The organism is Polaromonas sp., from assembly GCF_029945895.1.
Classification (GTDB): Bacteria; Pseudomonadota; Gammaproteobacteria; order Burkholderiales; family Burkholderiaceae_C; genus Polaromonas.
In genome coordinates, this window is the sequence record NZ_JAQSDL010000003.1 from 61,128 (window position 1) to 87,380 (window position 26,253).

The 26,253-nt window shown below is 65.0% G+C and carries 12 protein-coding genes and 1 pseudogene; 7 read left to right on the forward strand and 6 right to left on the reverse strand.

The features are described from left to right. Nucleotide 1 precedes the first annotated feature (1 nt). Nucleotides 2-10,909 carry a filamentous hemagglutinin N-terminal domain-containing protein gene (locus PSV33_RS00380; protein ID WP_300557438.1) on the reverse strand — a complete coding sequence of 3,636 codons (10,908 nt, stop codon included), beginning with the start codon at nt 10,907-10,909 and terminating at the stop codon, nt 2-4. A 21-nt stretch (nt 10,910-10,930) separates the two neighbouring features. Then, nucleotides 10,931-12,553 (reverse strand): ShlB/FhaC/HecB family hemolysin secretion/activation protein, encoded by a 1,623-nt coding sequence (locus PSV33_RS00385; RefSeq protein WP_300557440.1) that lies wholly within the window; start codon nt 12,551-12,553, stop codon nt 10,931-10,933. A 481-nt stretch (nt 12,554-13,034) separates the two neighbouring features. Between PSV33_RS00385 and PSV33_RS00390 the strand changes: the two are divergent. The 4 genes and pseudogenes from PSV33_RS00390 (at nt 13,035) to PSV33_RS00405 (ending at nt 16,930) form a co-directional block, all read left to right on the forward strand. Continuing rightward, nucleotides 13,035-13,251 (forward strand): annotated as a pseudogene (locus PSV33_RS00390) (DUF2061 domain-containing protein). Nucleotides 13,252-13,562: 311 nt separating this feature from the next. After that, complete coding sequence (locus PSV33_RS00395) at nt 13,563-15,875, forward strand: NADP-dependent malic enzyme (RefSeq protein ID WP_300557442.1); 2,313 nt, start codon at nt 13,563-13,565, stop codon at nt 15,873-15,875. 191 nt (nt 15,876-16,066) lie between these two features. Next, a complete protein-coding gene (locus PSV33_RS00400) occupies nt 16,067-16,474 on the forward strand; it encodes a ribonuclease domain-containing protein (RefSeq protein WP_300557444.1) in 408 nt (135 codons plus the stop codon). Between the two features lie 54 nt (nt 16,475-16,528). After that, a complete protein-coding gene (locus PSV33_RS00405; protein WP_096696873.1) occupies nt 16,529-16,930 on the forward strand; it encodes a barstar family protein in 402 nt (133 codons plus the stop codon). Between the two features lie 337 nt (nt 16,931-17,267). Here the strand turns inward: PSV33_RS00405 and rsmA are convergent, their stop codons facing one another. The 3 genes from rsmA to PSV33_RS00420 form a co-directional block, all read right to left on the reverse strand. Beyond that, nucleotides 17,268-18,095: a 16S rRNA (adenine(1518)-N(6)/adenine(1519)-N(6))-dimethyltransferase RsmA gene (rsmA, locus tag PSV33_RS00410; RefSeq protein ID WP_300557446.1), complete on the reverse strand. Its 828-nt coding sequence runs from the start codon at nt 18,093-18,095 to the stop codon at nt 17,268-17,270. A 145-nt stretch (nt 18,096-18,240) separates the two neighbouring features. Continuing rightward, complete coding sequence (locus PSV33_RS00415) at nt 18,241-19,632, reverse strand: peptidylprolyl isomerase (protein ID WP_300557448.1); 1,392 nt, start codon at nt 19,630-19,632, stop codon at nt 18,241-18,243. Beyond that, nucleotides 19,625-22,099, reverse strand: coding sequence for an LPS-assembly protein LptD (locus PSV33_RS00420; protein WP_300557450.1), 2,475 nt, complete (start codon nt 22,097-22,099; stop codon nt 19,625-19,627). The genes PSV33_RS00415 and PSV33_RS00420 overlap by 8 nt, the downstream gene beginning before the upstream one ends. Before the next feature lie 109 nt (nt 22,100-22,208). Here PSV33_RS00420 and PSV33_RS00425 point away from each other — a divergent pair, with 109 nt between their 5' ends. From PSV33_RS00425 to PSV33_RS00435, 3 genes are all read left to right on the forward strand, one after another. Next, nucleotides 22,209-23,282, forward strand: coding sequence for a phosphotransferase (locus tag PSV33_RS00425; RefSeq protein WP_300557452.1), 1,074 nt, complete (start codon nt 22,209-22,211; stop codon nt 23,280-23,282). Between the two features lie 97 nt (nt 23,283-23,379). Further along, entirely contained in the window at nt 23,380-24,117 is a 738-nt protein-coding gene (locus tag PSV33_RS00430; protein ID WP_300557454.1) for a 16S rRNA (uracil(1498)-N(3))-methyltransferase, read from the forward strand. A gap of 3 nt (nt 24,118-24,120) precedes the next feature. Next, complete coding sequence (locus PSV33_RS00435) at nt 24,121-25,290, forward strand: MFS transporter (RefSeq protein ID WP_300557456.1); 1,170 nt, start codon at nt 24,121-24,123, stop codon at nt 25,288-25,290. Nucleotides 25,291-25,350: 60 nt separating this feature from the next. On the opposite strand, the gene PSV33_RS00440 is transcribed toward PSV33_RS00435, so the two are convergent. Further along, nucleotides 25,351-26,250, reverse strand: a complete 900-nt coding sequence (locus PSV33_RS00440) for an alpha/beta hydrolase (protein WP_300557458.1) — start codon at nt 26,248-26,250, stop codon at nt 25,351-25,353. Nucleotides 26,251-26,253 lie beyond the last annotated feature (3 nt).

Here is a 26,253-nt window from a genome sequence, read left to right on the forward strand (position 1 = left end):
GTCAGCCCGGCTGGTGCACCGGCTCCGCGTGCACGCGCTCGACGGTCACCCGGCGCGGCGCGGGTCCATCGCCCTGCTCTTGAGAAATGGTCAGCACGACTGAACGTGCGCCGAGACTGACCCGAATCTGCAGCGGCAGCGCGCCGGACGGCAGGCCTGTTGCGACAAAGGCCCCGGTCTCGGCGTTGACCTGCAACCACGCCGGCAGCGGCCGGCCGCTGAGGGTCGTGGCCCCGACCTGCACAGCACCCCCTGCCGCCCCTGCCAACAGGGCGGGCGGCAGCGAGAAACGAAAACCGCTGCCCGCGACCAGCTCGCGCGCCACCGTGACAGTGACGATGCCAGCTACCTGGTCGGTGGGCTCGCGGACCACCTTCACCGTTGTTCCACTGTCGCCGCCTGAGGCGGTCGGACCGCTTTCAAGCAGGGCATTCGCGTCCGCCACCGTCAGACCGGAAGCGGCGAACCGCTGCGGGGGAACGGGCGGCAACGCGGGCGTCTGGAAAAACGAGCCAGCGAAGCTGGACAGGTCGGTGATGGCGGCCCTCGTGACGGCGGTGTTGTCTACCAGGATGTAGTTGTCAGCCGCAGCGCCACCCAGAATGATGCCCTTGATGAGCACCAACTTGTTGGCGCCCACAAACGGCGTGTCGAAGCTGCCGGTCGCTGTGTTGACCGAGAGAACATCGCCTGGCACCAGGCCGGCATACGCGGCGCCGCCCGTGTTCAGGGTGGCGCTGGTATTGCCGTCGACAACCTTGTTATTGGCCGTGATGCCACTCACGCTGCTGATTTGCGCCCTGTCGATATTCAGTCGGCCATTGCTGAGCACCAGCGTGTAGTTCTCGTTGTTGGTGGCCCCGGAGGTAATGGCGATGCCGGTTTGGGCCACGGGCGTATTGAACACTGCCGCGCTGCTGCGGGTCACACCCACACTGGCTGCGGTGTCGCCGTCGATGTAGCCGCTGGAATTGCCGGTGAACACCGGGTTGGTCTGGCCATAAATCTTGCTGGCGTCGTTGGTCGTGATGGTCAAGGTGGGGGCAACACGGTACAAAAACATGCTGGCACTGCCGCCGGGCGTGAAGCTCGCGGCGGTGTTGTAGCGCTTGCTGTAACTGGTAACCCCTTCCGTCGTGGTGAGCGGGTCGCCAAGCGTTCCGGGATCACCGCTATAAACAAGATAGCGGCCTGATGTAGCGACAATTCCAGCCGCGCCCAAGGTATTGTTGAGTTGACCACCCGTGGCGACACCTGCGGCATTGGAGCTGCCGGCTTTAAGCACGATAGCGTCGCCGGTTCCCGCAGAAGTAACAGCATTGTCCAGTCTGAGGTTGGACGCGGCCCCTGTGGTTTCAATTTTGGTGGCGACGGCTGTGGTGACACCCGCAACACCGGCCACGCTACCCACGGTCAGGGCGCCAGCCTGGCTGTAATCGATGCTGCCGGTGTTGGCCGCCAGCGTGGTCACCGCATTGCCGGCGTGGCGCAAGGTGTGGTTACCGCCGGCACCAGTCAGCGCCAGCCCCGATGCGTTGATGGCGCCCGATTGGGTCACCGTACCACCGGCCGAGAGCGTGGCATTACCGGTGGTCAGCACCGCCGCAACATCGAAGCCATTGACGTCGGTGTATTGAATCGCCCCGGTCGTGGTCGCCTGAAGATTGATCGTTCCGGCGTTGTTGCCGCTGTTGGTCAGTGTGATGGGCGAGTTGGCTGCCGAGTTCTGCACTTTCAGCGTGCCCGCCGTGATATTGCCGGTAGAGGCCGTCTGGGTGACAGCGCCGCCGGCCAGAAGGTCGAGCGTGCCTGCGACGTTTGATGCTGCACTACCCACACCCATGTTGATCGCGCCAGTAGCTACGAAGGCACTGCCGCCCGCCGTGGTGTTGACACCCAGATTGGTCGCCGCCACGTTAATGCGGTCGCCGCTGCTGCCAATGTTGCCGTTGGCATTGAGGGTGACATTGGTGGCGGTAATGAGCTGCGTGCCAGTGTCGGTGATTGACCCCGCATTGAGCGTCAGGGTCTTGCCGCTCAGCCCAATGTTGTTGCCAATCGTCAAGACACCGCTGCTGGCTGTATCGCCGATGACGATGGAGCCTGTGGCGCCAGTCGCAATCGCCGTTATTTCCGCGCCTGAAATATCAAAGGCGGAAGCACCTGCCAGCGACATCGCGCGATTTGCAGTTTTGGCCTTGATGGTCAACGCGCCACTGGTGGCAAGTGCGTTGTTGCCGGTGTTCGTGCCAATCGCAACCGCGTCCGCAATGACTGTGATGGGTCCGGTACCTGCAGCAACGTCAATGTTGTTGTTCTGTGTATAGGTGCCTGTACCGGCGTCCACAAGAACCGTCCCACCAGTGCCCGCCGCAGCGCCGCCCGTTGCGGTACCGCCCACGGCACTGAGGCTGCTTGCCAGCGTGATGCCCAGCCCGCCCCCAGCCGCATCGAGCGTGATGGCCCCGGCATTGCCGCCCGCAGCCGCGCCGGTCACGCCATTGCCACCTGTTGTTGCGATCGCACCCACAGCAACGCTTCCGCCGGTGGAGCTGACACTCACCGCAGCGCCGTTGCCACCCGCCTGATCGACGCCCGCACCTGCGCCGCCTATGGCGCTGATCGACCCGCTGCTGCTGATGGCCCCTGTCGAACTCAAGGTGATGGCTCCGCCGTTGCCGCCCGTGCCCAGTGTGCTGGCGTTCGTGCCGTTGGCGGTGATCGTGCTGGCGCCCAGCGTCAGGGCTGCGCCGCTGATGCTGATGGTGCCGGCGTTGCGTCCGCTGGAGCTGCCCAGTGCGGTACCGCCGCTGGCTGCGATGTTTCCCGCCCCCACGGTGCCACTGGCCGCTGCCAGTGTGATGTTTCCGCCGTTTCCTTTGCCGCCTCCCGTGGTGGTCAACGCCCCTGTCGTCAGATTGCCGGCCGTGTTGCTCACGCTGATGGAGCCCGCCGTGCCGCCTGCGCCACTGCCCGCTGCAGCGCCAGTGCTGGCCGTCAGGGAGCCCGTGCTGACCGCCCCTGCTACCGTGTTGCTGATCGTGATGGAGCCGGCATTGCCGCCTGCACCGTTGGTGGCCGAGCCTGCGCCGCCGCTGGCCGAGATCAGGCCCGTGCCCGTCACGCCGCCTGTGCTGGTGATGCTCACCGCCGCACCGTTGCCGCCAGTCTGGTCTGTACCCACACCGGTCGCTCCGGTGGCTGTGATGGTGTTGGCGCCGAAACTCACGCCCACGCCAGTCAGGCTGACGGCCCCGGCGTCGCGCCCTGCCGTGCCTGTGTTGGCCGTGCCGCCTGAGCTGTTGATGATCCCTACTGTCAGCGCCCCTGCCGTGTTGACGGTCACAGTACCGCCCGCGCCGTTGGCCTGGCCCTGTGTTGTGAGGGGGCCGACCGTGGTGGCCACGCCTGATGCGTTGTTGGTAACCGTGATGGCGCCTGCCGCTCCTGCCAGCTCAGTACCCACTGACGCGCCGCTGCGGGCGTTCAGCCCGCCTGTGCCCGCCAGGTTGATCACGCCTGTGCTGCCGTTGTTGGTCACGCTGACGCTGCCCGCCGCCCCGCCTGCTGCGCTGCCCGTGCCGCCCGCACCACCGTTGGCTGTGATCGCGCCCGCCCCGCTGCTGGTCATGCCCCCGCCGTTGCTGGTCAGGCTGATGGCTGCGCCGCTGCCTCCTGCAAAGCTCGCTCCGCTGCCCGCTCCACCCGTGGCTGTCACGGTGCTGGCTCCCAGCGTAACGGTGCCGCCGCTCAGGGTGATGGTGCCAGCGTTGGCCCCTGCGCTGTTGCTGCCTGCGCCGCCCGTGGAGGCAATCGCCGCCCCGCCTGTGCTGACCACCCCTGCGCCTGCGGCACTGACACTGATGTTGCCGCCCCGCCCTTTGGCTGCGCCGGTGGTGGTGATCGCCCCTACCGTGACGTTGGCATCCGTCGCTGTGTTGCTGACCGAGACGCTGCCTGCGGTGCCGCCCAGCCCTGTGCCCAGGGCTGCACCGGTGCTCGCCGTCAGTGTCCCCGTGCTGATCGCCCCTGCTGCGCTGTTGGCTATCGTGATGGATCCGGCGTCGCCGCCTGCGCCGTTGGTGGCCGAGCCTGCGCCGCCTGAGGCCGCTATCGCGCCTGTGCCGGTGATGCCGTTGGTGGAGGTCAGGCTGATGGCTGCGCCATTGCCGCCCGTCTGGGCGGCGCCCACACCAGCTGTGCCGCTAGCGGTGATGGTGCTGGCTCCCAGGCTGATGCCTGCGCCGGTGATGCTGACCGTGCCGGCGTTGCGCCCGGCGTTGGTGGCCAGCGCTGCGCCGCCTGAGGTGGTGATACTGCCGCTGGCCGCCGTTCCAGCGGAGCTGAGCACGACGTTGCCGCCATGGCCCATCGTCCCGCCTGTCGTGGTGATCGCGCCTGTCGCCAGCGTGCCCGCGGCTGCCGTGTTGGTCACACTGACCCGGGTGCCGCTGGCGTCACCGCCGGCACCCGTGCCAGCAGCGTTGCCAGTCTGCACTGTCAAGGCGCCTGTCGAGATGTTGCCTGCTGCGCTGTTGGCTATCGTGATGGAGCCGGCGTTGCCGCCCGCGCCGTTGTTCACACCAACTCCCCCGCTGGCCGAGATGGTGCCGGTCTGGGTGATGCCGTTTGTGGAGGTAATACTCACCGCCGCGCCTGCGCCGCCCGCCCGGTCGCCTGTCGTCACGCCGTTACTGCCGCTGGCGCTGATCGCCGCTGCCGTGACGCCCGCTCCTGTAATGCTGACCGCCCCGGCGCTGCGCCCACTATTACCCGCCGTTGCCGTGCCGCCTGTCGTGGCGATCGCGCCAGTCGTGACGGTTGAACTGCCGGTGATGCTCACGGCCCCGCCGTCACCGTTGCCAGCACCTGTCGTGGTGATGGCGCCGGTGGAGATGGCTTTGCCGGTCAGGCTCAGCGCCGTGCCGGCGCCCGTGCTGGCGCCGGTGATGGTGATGTCGCCTTTGTTGGTGGTGCGGCTGGTGTCAATGGTGACTCCGCTGGCCAGCGTCACCGCGCCGGTGATCGTCACGTTGTTGGCGGCCACATCGGCGGTGGTGATGTCGCCGCGCAGTGTGCTGGTGGCCGCCGTCAGGGCTACCGAGGCAATTTCGTTGGCGCTGCCGATCTGCCCGACGCTGAGGGTGCTGGTGCCGGCATTGAGGCTGACCGTTTCTGCCGAGTTGCCGCGGATGCCCGCAAAGGCGTTGATGACGCCATTGACACCTGCACCAGCCGTATTCACGCTCAGGTTGGAGCCGTCGGCCAGCAGCAGTGCGCCGCCGTTGGCATTGGCCGTGTTGCCGAAGGTGATGGTGTCTGCGCTGCTGGTGAAGGTGGTCGCCGCGCCGGCGTTGACCTTGAGGGTATTGCCTGCAGTGGCCACGTAGGTCTGCGCGTTGGCGTTGTACGTGGTGCCGGTGAAGCTGATCTCGCCCGTATCGGTGCCGGCCGTGGTGGCCGTCAAGGCGGTGGCGCCGGTCACGCCGGCGGCTGCCCCACCGATGTTGGCTACCGTGATGTCGTTGCCCGTGACCGTCAGCGCCGACAGGGCCGTCGTCCCGCCTGTGGTGCCGCCCAGCGTCACATCGCCCGTGCCGGCCGCCAGAATCAGGGCACGCGCTGCACCGCTGCTGTCGACCGCGCCGTCGAACTGGATGTTGCCACCCGCCCCCGCACCGGCGTTGCCGCCCGCTGCGTTGAGGGTGACCGTCGCCGCGTTGAGCAGCGCCGCGTCCTTGACGCGTATGTTCGCGCCGCTGCCCGAAACCGCGCCGCCGACCTGATTGCCGCCCAGCGCCGTCAGGTTGCCGCCCAGTGTGATGGTCGGCGTTGCCCCGCCTGCGTCCAGTGTGATCGCGCCAGCGTTGCCGCCTGCCGCCGTGCCACTGGCTCCGGCTGCCCCGCCGCTCGTCGTGATCGCCGCCACCGTGACGTTGTCGCCGGTGGAGCTGACACTTACCGCAGCGCCGTTGCCGCCCGCCTGGTCGGCGCCCACGCCAGCGCTGCCGCCCGCCGTGATGGCGCCAAGGGCTGTGATGGCTTCGCCCGTGCTGATGGTGACCTTGCCGGCGTCGCGCCCGGCCAGGGTGCTCAGGGCGTTGACCGTGCCGCCACCGGTCCCGATGGTGCCCGCGCTCAGTGTGCCTGTCGTGCTGATGCTGACCAGGCCGCCATGGCCGTTGGCCTGACCGCCGGTGTTCAAGTTGCCCAGGGTGGTCGCCGTCGCTGACGTGGCGTTGTTGTTAATGGTGATGCTGCCCGCAGCCAGCGCCGCTGTGCTGCCTGTCGATGCGCCGGTGCGGGCGTTGAGTCCGCCGCTGCCGGCCAGGCTGATCGTGCCTGTGCTGGCTGCTGCGTTGGTCACGCTGATGGTGCCTGCCGCCCCGCCGGCTGCGCCGGTGCCTGAGGCTGCGCCGCCGTTGGCTGTCATGGCCCCAGCGCCCGTGCTGCTCATGCCGCCGGCGTTGCTGGTCACGCTGATCTGGCCGCCACTGCCGCCTGCAAAGCTGGCGCCGTTGCCGGCTCCGCCCGTGGCCGTCACGGTGCTGGCCCCCAGGGTGACCGTGCCGCCGCTTAGGGTGATGTCGCCTGCATCGGCTCCCGCGCTGGTGGCGCCCACCCCACCCGTTGCGGCAATGGCCGCCCCGCCTGTGCTCAGTACGCCCGCCCCTGCCGCGCTCACGCTGATGTTGCCGCCAGCGCCTTTGGTGCCGCCGGTCGTGGTCAGCGCCGCTGTCGTGACGTTTCCTCCAGCAAAGGTGTTGCTGACGCTGACGCTGCCGGCCGTGCCGCCCAGTCCTGTGCCCACCGCGTTGCCCGTGCTCGCTGTCAACGCACCCACGCTGATGTTGCTCGCGCCACTATTGCTTACGCTGATCGTGCCTGCGCTGCCGCCGTTGGTGTTGCCCGTTCCGCCGCTGCTTCCACTGGCACTGATGCCGGCCGTTGTGACGCCGCCCACGCCGGTGATACTCACCGCGCCACCAGCACGTCCGACATTGCCCGCACTCGCCGTGCCGCCTGTCGCCGTGACCGCGCCCGACAGATTCACCACCCCCGTCCCCGTGATGCTCACCGCACCGCCATCACCATTGGCCGCGCCTGTCGTGGTGATGGCGCCGGTGGAGATGGCTTTGCCGGTCAGGCTCAGCGCCGTGCCGGCGCCCGTGCTGGCGCCGGTGATGGTGATGTCGCCTTTGTTGGTGGTGCGGCTGGTGTCAATGGTGACACTGTTGGCCAGCGCCACCGCGCCGGTGATCGTCACGTTGTTGGCTGCAACATCGGCTGTGGTGATGTCGCCGCGCAGTGTGCTGGTCGCCGCAGTCAGGGCCACTGAGGCCACTTCGCCTGTGCTGCCGATCTGGCCAACGCTGATGGTGCTGGTGCCGGCATTGAAGCTGAGGGTTTCTGCGGAGGTGGCACGCACCCCGGCAAAGGCATTGATGACGCCGTTGGCGAGCACACCGGCGGTGTTCACGCTCAGATTGGAGCCGTCGGCCAGCAGCAGCGTGCCGCCTGCTGCGCTGGCGGCATTGCCGAAGGTGATGTTGTCTGCGGTGCTGCTGAAGGTGGTTGTCGCGCCAGCGTTGATCTTGAGCGTGTTGCCTGCTGCGGCAACGTAAGTCTGCGCGTTGGCGTTGTAGGTGGTGCCGGTGAAGCTGATCTCGCCCGTATCGGCACCCGCCGTGGTGGCGGTCAGTGCCGTGGCGCCGGTCACGCCGGCAGCGGCCCCACCAATGTTGGCTACCGTGATGTCGTTGCCCGTGACGGTCAACGTCGACAGCGCGCTGGTGCCACCCATCGCGCCGCTGGCTGTCACATCGCCCGTGCCCGCCGTCACGCTCAGCGCACGCGCACCGCCGGTGCTGTTGATCGCACCATCGAACTGCACGTTGCCGCCCGTGCCCACACCAGCGTTGCCGCCGCGTGAGTCCAGCGTCACGGTCGCTGCGTTGAGCAGAGCGTCTTGCTTGATGCTGATGTTTGCACCACTGCCCGATGTGCCTCCACCAAACTGGTTGCCCCCCAGCGCCGTCAGGCTTCCGCCCAGCGTGATGGTGGGTGTGCCCCCAGCCGCATCAAGCGTGATGGCCCCGGCATTGCCGCCCGCAGCCACGCCGGCCACGCCGTTGCCGCCCGTGGTCGTGATCGCCGCCACCGATACGTTGCCCCCCGTGGAGCTGACACTCACCGCAGCGCCGTTGCCGCCCGCCTGGTTGGCGCCGTTGCCCGCGCTGCCGCCCGCCGTGATGGCGGCAGCGGTGAGGGCAGCTCCCGCCTGCAAGGTGACGGCGCCTGCGTTGCGCCCGCCGGTGCCGGCCTGGGCCGCACCGCCGCCCGTGGCAATCGTGCTGGTGCTCAAGGTGCCGGTGGTGGTCACACTGACCGCGCCGCCGTTGCCATTGGCGCCGCCCACCGTGCTCAAGGCACCCAGGGTGGCGTTGCTGCCCGTGAGTGTGAGCGAGCCTGCGGCGCCGCCCGTGCCCGTGCCGGTCGCCCCGCCCGTCGATGCCGTGATGCTGCTCGTGCCCAGTGTGCCGCTACCGGTGATGGACACCACGCCTGCGTTGCCACCGGCCTGGTCGGTGCCGTTGGCCGCGCCGCCGCTGGCGGTGATGGCGCCGGTGATGCTTCGGTTCACCCCCGTGATGGTGATGTTGCCGGCGTTGCTCCCGGCTCGTGTGCCCGCCGCCAGCACCGTGCCGCTGGTGCCCAGCGTTCCCGTCACCGTCACCCCCGCCTGCGAGGACAGGGTCACGGACCCGCCGTTGCCGCCTGCGCCGCCTGCCGTGCTGATGGCGCCTGTATTGAGGTTGCCGCCCGCAGCGCTGTTGCTCACGCTGATGCTGCCAGCCGCACCGCCTGCGCCTGTTCCCCTGGCGTTGCCTGTCTGTGCAGTCAGCGCACCGGTGACGATGTTGCCGCTGCCGCTGTTGCTCAGCGTGATGCTGCCTGCCGCACCACCATCGGTACTACCCGTCCCGCCCGTGCTGCCGCTGGCGCTGATGCCTGCCGTTGTCACGCCGCCGACGCCGGTGATGCTGACCATGCCACCAGCACGTCCGACATTGCCTGCACTCGCCGTGCCGCCCGTCCCCGCGACCGCCCCTGTCAGGTTCACCACGCCGGCAGACGTGATGTTCACCTGGCCGGCATCGGCATTCCCCGCCCCGGTGGCAGCGATGCTGCCTGCCGCCGTGCTGGTCACGCTGGCGCCCGACAACGTGATGCCGCCGGCTTGCGAAGTCAGGGCGGCGCCCAGTGCCAGCGTTCCGGCGCCGCTGTTGTCGGCATCGGCTTTGAGTGTGATGGCGCCCGCCCCGGTGACACTGAGTGCGGCGTTGACGTTGATGTTGTTGTTGGCCTCAAGACTGACGCTTCGGCTTCCCGTGACGGCCAGCGCATTGCTGAGCGTGATGTCGTTGCCAGCCTGAAGCGTGATGTTCCCTGCAACGGCGTTGAGGGTTGCCACGGACACTGCTTGCGTCGTGCCGGACTGCGCGGCAAAGGTGCTGACATCGGCATAGGTTGCCGTTCCTGCATTGTTGATGACGATGTTCAGGGGATCCAGCAGCAAGGTGCCCGCCTCGCCGCGTGTTGCGCTGAGGTTGGCGGAACCGTCGAACGCCAGCGTCTGTTTGCCGGACACTTCGGCAAAGCCGCCACGGCCGGTATCGGCACCACCGGTTGCCTTGATAGCGCCATAAAACCCGGTGGCAACATCCGACCAGACGACCACCTTGCCGCCATCACCCGCACCGGTGGCACTCGCATCGATCACCGCATCGCGCGCGACCAGGGTCAGGGAGGCGTTCTGCTCGACGCCCTTGCCCTGGTAGTTGCCGCCAATCAGCACGGTGCCACCGCCGGCCTGTCCCGATGCGTCAATTCGTGCGCTTGAGGCCAGAACCACCTTGTCGCCCAGTACCTTGACCGTGCCGCCGCTTTGCCCGCCATCCACACCCGAAACATTGAGCTCGCCGCTCACGGCCACCACGCCGGTGTTTCCACCGCTCAGCACAATCAGGCCGTTGTGCTCGATGGCGGAAGTGGCGCGTATCACGCCGGTCTGGTTGATGACGGTGGCCATCACGTCGCCCAGTGCGCTGGCCAGTACGGCGACCTGCCCACCCTGCGCCGTGATCACGCCGCTGTTGGCGGCGACGGCGTTGGCGGCCGCGGCATCCACCGAAAAACTCACCAGACCCGCGCCCGAGGTGTCCACCGAGACGCGCGCACCCGCGGCCAGCCCCACCGAACCGGCGTCGGCGCTGATGGACCCGGTGTTGCTGACGCTGGGTGCGGCCAGCAGAACGTAGCCGCCGCGCGCGGCCCGGATATTTCCTCCGTTGCTCACGGCCCCTGGATTGCCACCGCTACTGAAGGTGTAGCGGCCGGCCATGAAGTCCTCGTTGCTGAGGGCCAGGGTCGACGCGACCAGGCCGCCCACATGGACTTGCGCACCGGGTGCAAACATGACACCGGCGGGGTTGATCAGGAACACCTGGCCGTTGGCGCTGAGCGAGCCATAAATGGAGGAGGGGTTCGCTCCCGTTACCCGGTTCAGCGCGACCGCGGCGGCACCAGGCTGCACAAACTGCATCGATTGACCAGTGCCGATGTTGAAGCTCTGCCAGTTCAGGATGGCCTTGTCGCTGCCTTGGGTGACCACCATGGCATTGGCGTTGGGTGTGCTGATGCTTGCCTGGCCAGCCACCAGGCTGGCGCCCTCGGGCAAGGCCGTCGCCAGCGTCGAGAAGCCCGCCAGCAGGGCCGCCAGCAGGCGCGAAAAAAGGCGGCCGCTGCGCAGGCGATAGGTGGCGGTGAGCTTGCGTGACAGGCGGACCACCACCGTACGAACGGCCCAAGGGCGGTAGGCGCCGTGTTTTGCAGATGGTTGGGTCATGGCTGTTCTTTGCGCCGCAGCTCAGAACCACTTCTGGGCGGACACCCAGGCGCGCGGCGAACGGTCCGGATCACCGGTGGAAGGCGTTGACCGCGTCGTACGCCAGGCCAGGTAGGTGGTGATCATGAAATTGTTGACTCGCCCTGCAAGCGCGCCTATGCCCACGGAGCCCAGGGCGATCCGGTTGGTCACGCCGAGCACCGCGGAATCATCCTGGTTGAACCGGACCGTTCCGTAATCATAAAAAGCCGCCAGGCTCACCGGCTCGCCGGCCAGCGTGACGGGCGCAGGCAACTGATAGCGGTATTCAAGATTGAACAGCAGCCCGGCGTCCCCGATGCCTTCGCCCACCGGATAGCCCCTGACCCCGTTGGGCCCGCCCAGCGCCATTTTTTCCGCAGAGGCGAGGTTTCGGGAGGCCAGCTGGGTCTGGAAGCCAAACAGCATGCTGGACGCGCTACCGAACAGCTGGGTGCGCTGGAACTCGAGGTTGAGCTTGCCGAAGCCGCCTGCCGTCCGCAGGCCACCAGGGCCTTGGTCGAAACCGAGGCTGATCGCATCCAGCCGGGTGCGTCCCAGCGTACCGGTCAAGGCGTAGCTGCTGGAGCCGCCGGCCCCGATCATGTCATCGGAAAAGTTGCCCAGCAGGCCGACGCGCGTCGCCGTGATGCGGCGCTCACTGTCGTTCGCCGGTGTGGTGATCTGATCGTTGAACTTTTTGTGCTCCAGGCTGAGCAGGCCATACAGGTTGTTGTCGCGCGAACGGATCAGCGGCCGGGTCAGGGCAACGCCCAGGATGTCCGCTTTGCCGGTGGCCCCCAGCGCCGCAAATTGTTCACCCAGGGCGTAGTCGGTCCGGGCGGCACTGACTGCGAGCCGGGTACCGGCGGTATCGATGGAAACCGCATATGCCAGGCGGTACAGATTGCTGCGGGTCGCGTTGCTTGTCTGGGCGCGCGCGCTGAACACATCGCCCCGCCCCGCCAGATTGCTGACATTGAGGCTGGCGGACAGATGCAGCGGGCCGGCCGCGCGTGCGCCGAAGTTGTCCACGCCTACCGATCCGTCGACCTGCGGGCCCTGGGCGCGAATGGTCACGATCACGTCGGCCTGGCCCGGCCGCTGGCCCGGTTCCACCGTGGCGCTGGCGTCCACGCCGGCCAGGTCCCGCAGCAGCAGCACGGGCTTGTCCAGCAGATATTCGCTGATCAACGCCCCGGGTTGCAGGTTGGCACCCACCACGCGCCGGGCGTAGGACGCCGACCCGTTGTCGCCCTCGAACTGCACATGGACCCTGCCGATGCGCGCCTCGATCACGGCAATGGTGACCGTCCCGCCGACCGCTTGGAAGGCTTGCTCGGGCAGGTAGGCTTCCGTCAGAAGATAGCCCTGCGCCCGGTAATACCGGCTGACAAGCGCTGCGGCTTCCGTCAGCCCGGCCAGGTCAGTCGTCCGGTTGACGCGATCCACGAGCAGGGCCGCCAGGGCTTCCTGGTCAAAGAGGGTGTTGCCCTCGAAGCGGAATGCGGCCGGCGTGATGGACACCGCAGCCTGGACCGGCAAAGCCGTTTTCCCGGCAGGCAGGCCGATCGGCGGCGCGCCCGGCTTCGGCAACAGGGGTAACTGGCGTTGTGGCTCCTGCAAGGAGCCAGCGTCAGGGCGGTGGACCGTTTGGGCGAAAACAGACGAGCCGCCCGACGCTATAAGCAACAGACAGCAAACCAGCAACAAACAAGGCAGCAGGCGGTGACGCTTCACGGAAGGTCTGATAGTTAAGAAAATTTACACATGGCAACAAATTGTATTAAGCATTTATTGGGCCTTTAGTCAACAGCTGGCCCTGCCTATGGATGGAAATGAACTACCGATGTCGCAGCGAGCAAACAAAACAGGGAGTTGTTCACACATCCAGGCGCATAAGACCACGTTGGTCAGACATGCAAAAAGGGATTGAGCGAAACTTCTATCCGCGCCGCAGCCAGTTTCAATCGGTGTTTCAAATAGTTAATGCGTATAGTTAAATTTGTTTAAATAGTTTTAAGCTATTTTTAACCAGGGTGCGGGATCTGTCGTTCCGTCCTCTCACCCCAAGAAGCCCGACCATGGCCAAGTTTTCACGTGCCCATTGCCCACGCTGAAAAAAACCACCAGCTGCTACTTGCTTCACGTCACGGCGGCGGCAGGGGTGGCGTATGCCGTGACCGGCAAGCTGTTGCTGGCCCTTACGCTGGGTCCTGCTCGAGCCGGCGGTTCAGGCCATCGCCTTTTTCTTCGACGAGAAGGCCTGGCAACGCTGGGATGGTGCCCATCCTGCCGCAACGCCTGCGGCGAGGGGCGCTTGAACCCGCGCCACCTGCGCTCTATCGGCATGGGCGAACCTGCATGCCAACCGCACCATCCAACGGCTGCGGACGTCATCTGCTGGTATTACCCAAAAGCAGCTTACGACGGCGATCGCGCGCCATGCAGCAGGCAACGGTCGGCAACAGCCTTTGCCTGGGTCAGTGGCCTCTGATTTATGTGAAAAAGTCAAAAGCGCTCCACCGGGTTGCGTAGATCCACGTACTAGGGTTTTCCCCTTGGACGACCTACAATCGCAGACCTTACAAAAAATTGACGGCCCTGCCGGGGCCGCCGCTCAGGAGACAATTTCATGCCCGCAGTGCCAGCCACCCCCGACAGCCAGGAAAAGCGCGACGAACTGCGCCGCGCCGCGTTGGAGTACCACGAGTTTCCGACGCCCGGCAAGATCGCGATTGCGGCCACCAAGCAGCTGGTTAACCAGCGCGATCTGGCGCTGGCCTACTCGCCCGGCGTCGCGGCCCCCTGCGAGGAAATCGTCAAGGACCCGAATGCAGCCTTCAAATACACCAGCCGCGGCAACCTGGTCGCGGTCGTAACCAACGGCACGGCCGTGCTGGGTCTCGGCGACATTGGCCCGCTTGCCTCCAAACCGGTGATGGAAGGCAAGGGCGTGCTGTTCAAGAAGTTCGCAGGCATTGACGTTTTCGACATCGAAATCGACGAAAAGGACCCTGCAAAGCTGGTCGACATTATTGCCTCGCTGGAGCCCACCTTTGGCGCGATCAACCTCGAGGACATCAAGGCGCCGGACTGTTTTTACATCGAGCGGGAACTGCGCAAGCGCATGAAAATCCCGGTGTTCCACGATGACCAGCATGGCACCGCCATCACAGTCGGTGCCGCGATCCTGAACGCCCTGAAGGTGGTCGGAAAGCTCCCGACGCAGGTCAAGCTGGTGACCTCGGGCGCGGGTGCAGCGGCCCTGGCTTGCCTCGGACTGCTGCTCAAGCTGGGCATTCCGCGCAGCAACATTTTTGTGACGGATCTGGCCGGTGTGGTCTACGAAGGACGCACTGAGCTGATGGACGAAGACAAGATCCAGTTTGCGCAGAAAACCCCGGCGCGGACTCTGGGCGAGATCATTGAAGGTGCAGACATCTTCCTGGGCCTGTCGGCGGGCGGTGTGCTCAAAAAGGACATGGTCCGCAAAATGGCCGCCAGGCCCATCATTTTTGCGCTGGCCAATCCCAACCCCGAAATTACGCCTGAAGACGTCAAATCGGTACGCGATGACGCCATCATGGCCACTGGCCGCACCGACTACCCGAACCAGGTCAACAACGTCCTGTGTTTCCCCTATATCTTCCGCGGCGCGCTGGACGCCGGCGCTTCTACCATCACGGTCGAGATGGAAATTGCCGCCGTGCATGCCATTGCCGAGCTGGCGCAGGCCGAACAGAGCGAGGTGGTGGCAGCGGCCTACACCGGCGAGCAACTTGCCTTCGGGCCGGAATACCTGATACCCAAGCCATTTGACCCGCGCCTGATGATGAAAATCGCGCCCGCCGTGGCGCAGGCAGCGGCCGACAGCGGCGTGGCGCTGCGTCCGATCACCGACATGGACGCTTACAGAGAGAAGCTCCAGAGCTTCGTCTACGCCTCGGGCACAACCATGAAGCCGATTTTTGCCGCCGCCAAGAAAGCCGTCAGAAAACGCGTTGCCTATGCCGAGGGAGAGGAAGAACGCGTGCTGAGGGCCTGCCAGATCGTCGTGGATGAGGGCCTGGCACGGCCAACGCTGATAGGCCGGCCCGCCATCATTGCCCAGCGCATCGAAAAATTCGGTCTGCGGCTCAGGGAAGAGCTCGACTACGACGTGGTCAACGTCGAGCAGGACCACCGCTACCGCGACTTCTGGCAGACCTACCATCGCATCATGGAGCGCCAGGGCGTGACGGTGCAGATGGCCAAGATCGAGATGCGCCGCCGTCTGACGCTGATTGCGGGCATGCTGCTGCACAAGGGAGATGTGGACGGTCTGATCTGCGGCACCTGGGGTACCACCGCCCACCACCTGAACTATCTGGACCAGGTGATCGGCAAGCGCCCGGGCGTCTGCACCTACGCCTGCATGAATGGCCTGATGCTGCCGGACCGCCAGGTGTTTCTTGTCGACACCCATGTGAACTACGACCCCACGGCCGAACAGTTGGCCGAGATCACGACACTGGCGGCAGAGGAAATGATGCGTTTTGGCATCAAGCCCAAGGCCGCGCTGCTGTCGCACTCAAATTTTGGCTCGTCCAATCTACCGAGTGCCCTGAAAATGCGCCACACGCTGCAATTGCTGCGCGACGAAGCCCCGTGGCTGGAAGTCGACGGCGAAATGCACGGTGACGTGGCGCTGGACGCTGCGGCGCGCGCGGCGGTCATGCCCAACAGCACCCTGTCCGGTGAAGCCAATTTGCTGGTCCTGCCCAACATCGATGCAGCCAACATTGCGTACAACCTCCTCAAGACAGCAGCGGGCGGCAACATCGCCATTGGCCCGGTTCTGCTTGGTGCCGCCAAACCCATGCACATCCTGACCGCCAGCACGACTGTGCGCCGGATTGTCAACATGACAGCCTTGACCGTGGCAGACGCCAACGCATCCCGATAGGTACTTTTTAGACAGCTAGTACTAACTTATGGCGTCCGCAAACGGGGCGCCAGACTGCCTGAATCTTGGGCAGGCCCTTGCGTTTTTCTGCGGGATGCGTCAAACTCTACCTCTTGAAATTTAAGGGTTAACCCGGGCAACCGCCAAAAATATACGACGGTTGGCGCTGGTTCAAGAAAAACGGATTTTCCATGTTGCGAGAAAGTGGGGCCGGTTGGCGGCTAGCCGCAGCAGTCGTTCTGATTGCTTTGAGCACGGGGTTCAGCCCGTCCGGCGTGGAGGCCAAAGCGCCAGTCCCCGGGGCCGAAGTCAGCTCGATTTCGGTCGCCGCCTTGCCCGAGCAGGGGCGCCACATGGTCCGCTTGATTTATCAGGGGGGCCCGTTCAGGTACGACAAGGACGGTTCGGTGTTTGGGAATCGGGAAAGAATACTTCCCGCCAAAACTCGCGGTTACTACCGCGAATACACCGTCAGAACCCCAGGTGAGCGCAGTCGGGGCGCACGGCGCATCGTTTGTGGTGGTTTTGTACCCACCACGCCCGATGCTTGTTATTACACCGATGATCACTACGCGAGTTTTCGCAGAATCGCACAATAAGGTTCAACAGTGATCGTCAACTTAGAACTATTGACTTAAGAAAGAGACGCGGAGATGGAAACACCACTTCGTACTGTTAGACCCAATATCGTGCAATCCATACGCGCCTTCCGCGTGCAGGACTTGCAGGATGCTGCCACTCAGCTTGGCCACCACTTCCTCTACGCCAACCTGGGCAACGCCCAGAGCAAGCAGGATGTGCTGGACATGATCGCGGCACAGTACACATTCCCGGCGCATTTTGGCAAGAACTTTGATGCGCTTTACGACTGCATGACGGACCTGGTTCACAAGTCCGGACCGCAGCCCGGCTTCATTGTCCTGCTGGAGCAGATCCCTGCAAATGCAAAATTTGACAAGGAAGCGCGCGAACAGCTGCTGGATATCTTCAGGGATGCTGCGGACTACTGGGCGGATCGAAAAATCCCGTTCAGATGTTTCTATTCTTTTCTGTAGCCCGCTCCCCAGACATTGGCCAAGGGGATCGGGCGAATGAGGCCCAGCAAGCAAACACTGCAGACGGTGAAGAGCCGATGCCAACCGACAAACTGCTAGATGTGTCGCCTCTGGCGTTACGCATGAGCAGCCCGTTCAACGCGGGTTACTGGTTGGCCGCTGCCTGACACTTGCAAACATGCTGCAAGAAAAGCCCGTTGTTCAACGGGCTTTTTTCATGGCGACCCGCTCCGGGTCGGCAGTCACAGGTGACAGGGGAACTGGTGGCCAGCGGGGACGCTGAACGAGCCCAGGTCGCCATAAATTAAGGAGCAACCGTTGCGGCCCGACAAGCGACTCAGGCCGCGGGTCCGCTTTCCAGCGCCTGAGCCAGTGCCACGTACTCAACCACCGGTACTTCCTCGGCGCGCCGCTGCACATCGAAAGGCAGGCTGTACGGCCGCTGCTCCAGCCACCGGCCCAGAGAGTGGCGCAGCAGCTTGCGGCGCTGGCTGAAAGCCACACGCACCACCTCGCTCAACAACTTGACATCCACATGTTCCGGGATGGCCCGGGGCACCATGCGAACCACCGCGCTGTCCACGCGCGGCGGTGGATCAAAACTCTGCGGTGGCACAAACAACACGTTCTCCATCGCGTAACGCCACTGCAACATCACACTGAGTCGCCCGTAGTCGCTGGTCGCGGGACGCGCCACCATGCGGTCGATCACCTCTTTCTGCAGCATGAAATGCTGGTCTTCGATGACCGCCACCGCATCGAGCAGGTGAAACAGGATGGGCGTGGAAATGTTGTAAGGCAGGTTGCCCACCACCCTGAGCTTGCCGCTCTTTCCTCCTGACGCTTCGACGGCGGTGCCTCCGCGGGAAGAGGTGTCAGCCTGCATCTGCTGCGCCAGCTGCCCGAAATCCACCCTCAGCACATCGGATTCGACCACCGTCAGTTGTGGATGCGTGCGCAGCTGCCGGGCCAGATCGCGGTCCAGCTCGATCACCGTCAAGTGCCCGAGGCGTTCGGCCAGCGGTTGGGTCAAGGCTGCCAGACCAGGGCCGATTTCCACCATGGCCTGACCAGGCTGGGGTGCAATCGCCTGCACGATGTCATCGATGATGGTGCGGTCGGTCAGGAAGTGCTGGCCGAAGCGTTTGCGCGGGATATGTTTCACCGCGCCAGACCACGCACGCGATTTCCGCGTGATACGGACCCCGAAATGCCCGTCCAAGCCGCGGAACCGGCTTTGCCGGGCCGCAGGCGGGGCGCCCCCCCGGGGGGCAGCGAGCTACACGCAGTGAGCGAGCGTGGGGGCGTCATTACTGAGGCGGATCCCGGTATTCAACATAGGCGCGGCCGCGCACTTCCTGCGCCCAGGCACTGTAGGCCTCTTCAAACTTCTTCTCGCGCAGCGAGGCACGCACGATTTCGCGCTGCTCACGCGTCGAGAGCTTGGTATTGCGCCGCTCCAGCACCTGGATCAGGTGAACGCCAAAACGCGACACGACAGGATCACCGACCTGGCCGGGCGCCAAGCTGTTCATGCGCTCCTCGAACTCGGGCACAAACTGACCGGGGCCGGCCCAGCCGAGGTCACCGCCGTCCTTGGCCGAGGCGTCCTGGCTGTTCTCGCGGGCCAGCGCGGCAAAGTCGGCCTGTCCGGCGGCAATGCGCTTCTGGAAATCTGCCAGCCGCGCGACGGCGGCTGCCTCACCGAGCTGGGCCGTGGGACGCAGCAGGATATGACGGGCGTGGGTTTCCAGCACCGTGGCACCCGGCATGCCGGCGCGTTTTCGCTCCAGCACCTTGAGCACGTGAAAACCGGCGCCACTGCGCACCGGCCCGGCGATACCCCCTACCGGTACATTTTTCGTGGTGTCGACAAAAAGCTCAGGGTAGCGGTCTGCAGGGCGCAAGCCCATCTGGCCGTCGGCGCTGCGCTCCGGTGCGGTTGAAAATTCCCCCACCAGCGCGGTGAAGTCCGTCCCGCTGCGCGCGCGCTCTGCTGCCAGTTGTGCCCTGGCCTGGAGACTGGCGACCTGGGCCGGGGTGGCGTTTTCGGGAACGACCACCAGGATCTGCGCGAGGTTGAGCTCCTGCGCGGCGGGGTCGCTCCCGGCTTCCTGCTCGCGGATGAACTGTTCCACCTCCTGGTCGCTGACCTTGGCCTGGGATTCAAGTTCGCGCTCCCGGATCCGGGTGAGCAGGATTTCGTTGCGAAGATCCGCGCGAAACTGGGCAAAGACCAGCCCCTGGGCAGTCAAGCGCTGGCGCAACTCATCCATGGACACCCGGTTTTGCCGGGCAACGTTGAGCACTGCCTCGTCCACCATGGACTCGCTGACTTGCACCCCCATTTCCCTGGCCAGCTGCAGCTGCGTGCGCTCCACGATGATGCGTTCGAGCAGCAGCCGTGCCAGTTCGTTTTTGGGTGGTAACGCCGTGCCTTGCTGTGCCATTTGCTGCTCGGTGCGAAGCATGCGCGCGCGTACCTCATTGTTGGTAATGGGCTCGGAATTGACGACAGCCACGATGAAGTCGGCCTGCCGTTGCACACCCGCCCCCGTTCCCAAAGTGCCCACACCCGGCACCCGCAGCTGGCCGGGCGGCCTCAAGAGCTGAGCCTGCGCGGACAGGGCGGGCAAGCCAAGCACCAGCGCCAGCGCGGCGACGCGAAAGCCAGGACGGGGGAGGAAACTGGATTTAGTCATAGTTGGTAAAACGGCTGGGTGTCGTGCTCTGCTCACGCAGGTATTGGTAACGCGGGATGTTGGCTTTGAGGGTTTTCAGGGGATTGGAGCCGATGCGCGAGAAACCGACGAATTCCAGCTGGAACAGGATACGCGTGTTGTTGGATGAGCTTCCTGCCAGAACCTGCCCCAGTTGGGTCCGCTCCAGCACAACACGACCGATCCAGCAGCAGCCGTCATACTCGATGCCCAGCACCATGTCCACAAATTTCTTGTCGGGCACACTGTAGTTCAGACGACCGACGCTGTACCAGCGCCCGGCACCCTGGCCACGACCGGGACCCAGGTCCTTGCCCTTGTCGCCCCACAAATCATTGATCGGCCATTGCCAGCCCACATCGAACTGCTCGCTGACATTGCGCTGGCGGCGGTAAGCTGCACTGATCACGCGGTAGTTGCCGGGGTTGTAACGGGCGCCCACGGTCGACCGCTCTGAAATATTGGTTTTCGGGTTGTACTGGACCGTGCTGTCCAGCGACCAGGTTTTCGTCAGGTTCACTGAGCCACCAAACAACAGATCGCTGAAACGATCCTTCACCGGTACGCCCCCGGGCAAGGTGACCAGCTGATCCTTGAACCGCAGACGCTGGGCCACGCCCAAACGCAAGGCCTCGGCACCGGTATCGGGGTCCAGCAGGCGCGAGGTGAGACCGAGCGTCAGCAGGTTGGCGTCTGAAACGCGATCATTGCCAACAAAGGCGTTTTCGGTGAACACCGTCGCGAAGTTGAAATCGTTGGCGCCCGAGTCGTAGTTGGGCAGCTTGCTCTGGTCGCGATAGGGCGTATTCACATAAAACGCCCGGGGCTCCAGCGTTTGTGTATAGGCCTGTCCGAAATAACTGGTCTCCCGCTCGAACGTCAGTCCGCTGTCCAGGCTGAAGGTCGGCACCGTGCGCGAAGCCGAGCGTGCCCCGTTAACCAATGGACCATCAAACTGGTAAGTGGTGGCATTGAGCATCAGCTTGGGCGTGATGTAACCCCCGGGCCGGATCCAGGGCCGGCTCACCTGCGCAAGTGCAAACGCCCGGCTGGCGTTGGGCTGCCCGGTCAACCGCCGGTCCGACTCAAAACGGGTGTAGTCCGTGCTGATGGAATAATCGAGGCCGCCCACACCGCCCACCGGCACATTGACCCGGGTGTATGCCGCAGTAAGCTGCGGCATGCGGTCATAAGGCGGCACGATGGGCGAGTTCACATCCTGCAGCGTTTGCCACTTGAGCGTACGAAGCGTGCTCGAAAAATACCCGCGACCCCAGCTAAGGCTGGCGTCGCTGGGCAGCAGCCGCTGGGTCAGCAAGGTACTTGCACCCGCACTACCAAACCCTGAAAAATCGCGCCAGTAATTGTCGTCGCTCACCCGGTTCAGGTTGAGGTTGACGCCTACCCCCCCAATGGCCGGTATGCCCGTGTTGAATCCACCCGTATGCAGGTAGTTGTAGGACCAGCGGTTGCTGTTGCGCAGCTGGTCATTGGGCAGCAAGCTGGCGCGCAATTCACCCTTGTACCCGGGCTCCAGATAACGAAACTCGCCAGCCAGGTCCACCCCGCGCTTGCTCATGATGGTCGGAGAAAAGGTGGCATCGCGATTGGGCGCAATGTCAAAATAATAGGGCACGGTCGCAGCCGTTCCACTGAGACTGTCAATCGCCAGCGTCGGCGGCATCAAGCCGGATTTGCGCTTGTCGCTGAGCGGAAAGCTGAAGGTGGGCGCCGCCAGAATCGGCACATTCATGAAGCGCAAGACACCGCCGGACGCCTCACCCACGTCCGCGTCCCGGTCGAGCTTGAGTGTGGTCGCCTTGACAATCCATGCGGGCATCCAGCTCGGGCCCTCACCGCGCTGGCAGGTGGTGAAGGTGGCGTTTTGCGCCACCAGGCGCTTGTCGTCCAGAAAATCGATACGGTCGGCTGTGCCGTAACCGTCGTTCTGCAAAAACCGGTAGTCCGGCGTCAGGAAAAAACCCTCGAAGGTATCGAGCTTGATTTCCAGTTCCGGTCCGTTGTACAGGTTGCCAGAGCTGTTGACACGCACATTGCCCCGGGCTTTGACAACATCGGTCGGCTGGTCGTACTCGATCCGGTCAGCGCGTATCGCCGAGCCTCCACGGCGCAACTCGGCCTCCCCATCAACCACGGTCTCGAGATCCGGACGGCCCGACACACGGTTGCCAAAAACAAAGGTTGGCAGTTCGATGCCGGGGCCGCCAGGCGGCTGCTCCGCCAGCATGGACGAGCTTCGGAGCAGCACGGGTGCTCCGTCACTGGTTTGAACCCCCGGCAGTTCCTGCGCCGGCCCGGGGGTCGTCGCGGGGCTTTGGGCATAAGCCGCCCCACCATGCCCAAGGCCCAGCATGGTGCAGGACACCAGACTGAGGACGGCATGCGCTACCGGAGAATGAATAAAACGCGAGCGGGATGCGCGATGCATCGGAAGTATGAGATAAACCCGTTTGTGAAAGCTGGCCCGATTATCCTATGCCCACCCAACCCTTTCCCGATCTTTTGATGTATCCATGTGAAGCAGGCCGAAAGACCGCATGACCGAATCCCCCCTTGTCTGGCCTGACGCGACCCGCGCCGCCGCTTTTTCCGCCTGGCTGCAGGCCCACGCCCCTGCCCATGGCCTGCTGCCAGACACCGTGCGGCCGGCATCGGCCGACGCTAGTTTCCGCCGCTATTTCCGGGTGCGCACCGCCGATGGCGGCAGCTGCATCATCATGGACGCCCCGCCCGCGCAGGAGGACTGCGCGCCTTTTGTCAAGGTCGCCGAACTGATGGCGGGTGCCGGGCTGCATGCGCCTCGCGTGCTGGCCTGGGATCCGGCTCAGGGTTTCATGCTGCTGAGCGATCTGGGCGCCCGGACCATGCTGGAGGTGATCGAACAGCAGCCCGAGGCCGGCAAGGCCGAGCGCGCCTATGGCCTTTACCGGGAGGCGGTTGACGTGCTGGTCCGCTGGCAGCTGGCCTCGAAACCCGATGTCCTGCCGCCCTATGACGACGCCCTGCTGTCGCGTGAGCTGGCCCTGTTTCCCGACTGGTATGTGGAGAAACACAGGGGCATCACCATCGACAGCACCCTGCGCAGCAAGTTTGATGGCCTGTTTGCGCAGATCAAGGACAGCAACCTGAATTCGCTGGGGCGCGCGCGCGTGTTTGTGCACCGCGACTTCATGCCACGCAACCTGATGGTTCCGGAAAGCGGTGAGCCACGGTTAGGCGTGCTCGACTTCCAGGACGCCGTCTACGGACCCATCACCTACGACATCGCCAGCCTGATGCGCGACGCCTTCATCAGCTGGCCGGAAGACTTTGTGCTCGAGATCACCGTGCGTTACTGGGAGCAGGCGCGCAAGGCCGGTCTGCCGGTAGGCGACGATTTCGGCGAGTTCTACCGGGCGGTGGAGTGGATGGGGCTGCAGCGCCACCTCAAGATTCTCGGCATTTTTGCACGCCTGACCCTGCGTGACGGCAAGCCGAAATACCTGGCCGACACGCCACGCTTCATCACTTACGCACGCGCCACCTGTGCCCGCTATCGCCAGCTCGGCCCGCTGATGGTCTTGCTCGACGAAATTGAAGGCAACGAAACCCGGGTAGGCTACACGTTTTGAGCCTTCTCTTCGGCATCAAATCAGGCTCCAGCCCTTATGATACAAGCGCGGACAGCTATATGTTTCATAGCAGAATGCAAACACCCGAAAGGCGGCCATGACGGCCCGCTTCTACGCCGACCTACCGTTGCGCACCGGCGAACCGCTGGCCTTGCCCGAGCGCGCGGCGCGCCACGTGCAGGTGCTGCGCCTGCAACCCGGCGACGTGATCACGCTGTTCAACAGCCAGGGCGGTGAGTTCCAGGCGACGATTGAGCGCATGGGCCGCAGCGACGTGCAGGTTCGTGTCGACGCCCACAGCGCCGTGGAGCGCGAAACGCGCCGCGCCGTGCACCTGGCGGTGGGCATGCCGGCCAATGAACGCATGGACTGGCTGGTCGAAAAAGCCAGCGAGCTCGGCGCAGCCAGCATCACGCCGCTGATGGCCGAGCGATCGGTGCTGCGCCTCAAGGGTGAACGCGCCGACAAAAAAGTCGCGCACTGGCAGGGCATAGCCATCGCGGCCTGCGAACAGTGCGGACGCAACCGGCTGCCGCCTGTGCATGAGGTGGGCACGCTCAGCGACTGGCTGGCCGAGCTGTCGCCCGCCTCGTCGGCCGAACCGAGGTTGTTGCTGTCGCTGCGCGCCGACACACAGCCTCTGGCGCAAGCCCTCGCTGCCTATGGGCGCACGACCCCCGTGACCCTGCTCAGCGGCCCCGAAGGCGGCCTGAGCACGGCCGAAGAAGACGCCGCGCTGGCCCGCGGTTTTGTGCCGGTCACGCTGGGTCCGCGCGTGCTGCGCGCCGAAACCGCGCCGCTGGCTAGCCTGGCGCTGCTCACACTGGATGCCTGAACCATGAATCGCAACCTCTGGCTGCTGGCTGTCTGCCAGGGCCTGTTTCTCACCAACAACGTCACCTTCATCGCCATCAACGGTCTGGTTGGTCTGAACCTGGCACCGCTGGGATGGATGGCCACCTTGCCCGTGATGGGTTATGTCGTGGGCGGGGCGCTGTCGACCGGCATCGTCGCACGCACCCAGAAGCGGTTCGGTCGCAAGACCTCGTTCCAGCTAGGGCTGGTGGTCGCGGTACTGTCGGCGCTGCTGTGCTGTTATGCGGCGTACAGCCGCAACTTCTGGCTGCTGGTGACCGCCACCGTGGTGGCCGGTTATTACAACGCCAATGCCCAGCTCTACCGTTTTGCCGCGGCCGAGCTGGCACTGCCCGCGTTTCGCGAAAAAGCCGTCTCGCTGGTGATGGCCGGCGGCCTGATCGGTGCCATTGCCGGCCCCAACCTCGCGGCAGGCACCCGCAGCCTGACCGACGTGCCTTTTGCCGGGGCTTACCTGGCGCTGGCTGGTGTGGCCCTGATGGCTATGGGACTGCTGGCCTTTGTGCAGTTTCCGCCGCCGCCACCCAAACAGGCCTCGAGCGGAGGCCGGCCCCTGGGCCAGATCATGCGCCAGCCGGTGTTCATCGTCGCGGCCGCGGCCGGCGCACTGGGTTACGGCGTGATGAACCTCCTGATGGCGGCCACGCCGATCGCCATGCAGGTCTGCGGCCTGCCGTTTTCCGACGCGGCGCTGGTGCTGGAGTGGCATGTGATCGGCATGTTTGCGCCCGGCTTTTTCACCGGCCACCTGATCAAGCGTTTCGGCACCTTGCCCATCATGGGCGTGGGGCTGGCGCTCAATGTGGGATGTGTGCTGGTGGCGCTGTCGGGCGTCAACCTGCACCAGTTCCTGGTCGCGCTGTTTTTGCTGGGGGTGGGCTGGAACTTCCTGTTCACCGGCAGCACCACGCTGGCGCTGACGGCCTACCGGCCGGAAGAAAAGGACAAAGCGCAGGGCGCGCTCAATTTCTGCGTGTTTGCGGTGCTGGCGCTGTCCTCGCTGGCCTCCGGTGTGCTGGTCACGACGCAGGGCTGGACGCTGCTGAACCTGGGCTCGCTGCTGCCGCTGGGGCTGACGGGGCTTGCGCTGGCCTGGCTCTCATTGCGCAACCGAGCCTTGCGCAGCGGTTGACGCGCTATAAAATCAGGAGCTGTTTGCGCAGAAAGAGCGAGGGCTAACGGCCTTTTTTACCTAAAACCGGGCATCCAGCCAGGCCTTCAAACTGGCAAACACCGGCGCCGCGTCCCGCTCGTTGAAGATCTCGTGGTACAGCTCGTCAAAACAGCGCGTGGTCACGACCGTGGCGCCGCCGTTGCTCGCAGCAGCCTCGGAAAAAGCGCGGCTGCCGGCCGGATTGACCAGCCTGTCGGCGCCGGCATACATCAGCAACGTCGGTGTGGTCCAGGTGGCTGCGGCAGCCACCGTCGCCGGCCCGGCCGTCGCGATGAACCTGGCCAGCCGCGCTGAAATTTTGGCATGCACCAGCGGATCGGCCAGGTACTTGCTGACCACCTGTGGGTCATGCGAAATGAACTCGGGCTTGAGGCCGTTGTTGACACGCAGGTTGGGCGCAATCACCGGCAGGGTGGCCAGCAGAACTTTCTGAATCGCATTGAGCCCGGGATCAAGCGCCGGCGAGGACATCACCAGGCCATCGACCGGACGCAGGCCGAGCGACACGAAACGTCCCGCCACCAACCCGCCCAGGCTGTGGCCCAGCAGGATCAGCGGCAGGGGCTCCGCAGGCGCCGCACCGTCGGCGCGCGGCAGACGCAGCGAGCGTTGGCGGGTGTCGTCGACCACCTCGGCCAAATCCTCCAGCAGCAGGGTCTCGCCGGGCAGGCCCCCGCGTTCGCCACCCGACTCGCCGTGACCGCGCTGGTCGTAGGCGCGCACCGCAAAGCCCCAGTCCAGCAGACGGCGCGCCACATGGTCGTAGCGGTTGGCATGTTCGCCAAGGCCGTGCACCAGCAGCACCACCGCGCGCGGCGGCAAGGCGTTGTCGGCTTCCCAGGCCTCCATCGGCCACTCGTAGAGCGCCAGATTTTCGCCGTCGCGTGCGGTGAACGGTGCCAGCAGGGGGTGGTCCATGGC

Bases quoted from the DNA above. Each gene is read 5' to 3' on its own strand.
- PSV33_RS00420 (WP_300557450.1), bottom strand. From the start codon at position 22,099: ATGCATCGCGCATCCCGCTCGCGTTTTATTCATTCTCCGGTAGCGCAT.
- PSV33_RS00395 (WP_300557442.1), top strand. From the start codon at position 13,563: ATGCCCGCAGTGCCAGCCACCCCCGACAGCCAGGAAAAGCGCGACGAA.
- PSV33_RS00435 (WP_300557456.1), top strand. From the start codon at position 24,121: ATGAATCGCAACCTCTGGCTGCTGGCTGTCTGCCAGGGCCTGTTTCTC.
- PSV33_RS00415 (WP_300557448.1), bottom strand. From the start codon at position 19,632: ATGACTAAATCCAGTTTCCTCCCCCGTCCTGGCTTTCGCGTCGCCGCG.
- PSV33_RS00400 (WP_300557444.1), top strand. From the start codon at position 16,067: ATGTTGCGAGAAAGTGGGGCCGGTTGGCGGCTAGCCGCAGCAGTCGTT.
- PSV33_RS00425 (WP_300557452.1), top strand. From the start codon at position 22,209: ATGACCGAATCCCCCCTTGTCTGGCCTGACGCGACCCGCGCCGCCGCT.
- PSV33_RS00405 (WP_096696873.1), top strand. From the start codon at position 16,529: ATGGAAACACCACTTCGTACTGTTAGACCCAATATCGTGCAATCCATA.
- PSV33_RS00430 (WP_300557454.1), top strand. From the start codon at position 23,380: ATGACGGCCCGCTTCTACGCCGACCTACCGTTGCGCACCGGCGAACCG.
- PSV33_RS00440 (WP_300557458.1), bottom strand. From the start codon at position 26,250: ATGGACCACCCCCTGCTGGCACCGTTCACCGCACGCGACGGCGAAAAT.
- PSV33_RS00380 (WP_300557438.1), bottom strand. From the start codon at position 10,909: ATGACCCAACCATCTGCAAAACACGGCGCCTACCGCCCTTGGGCCGTT.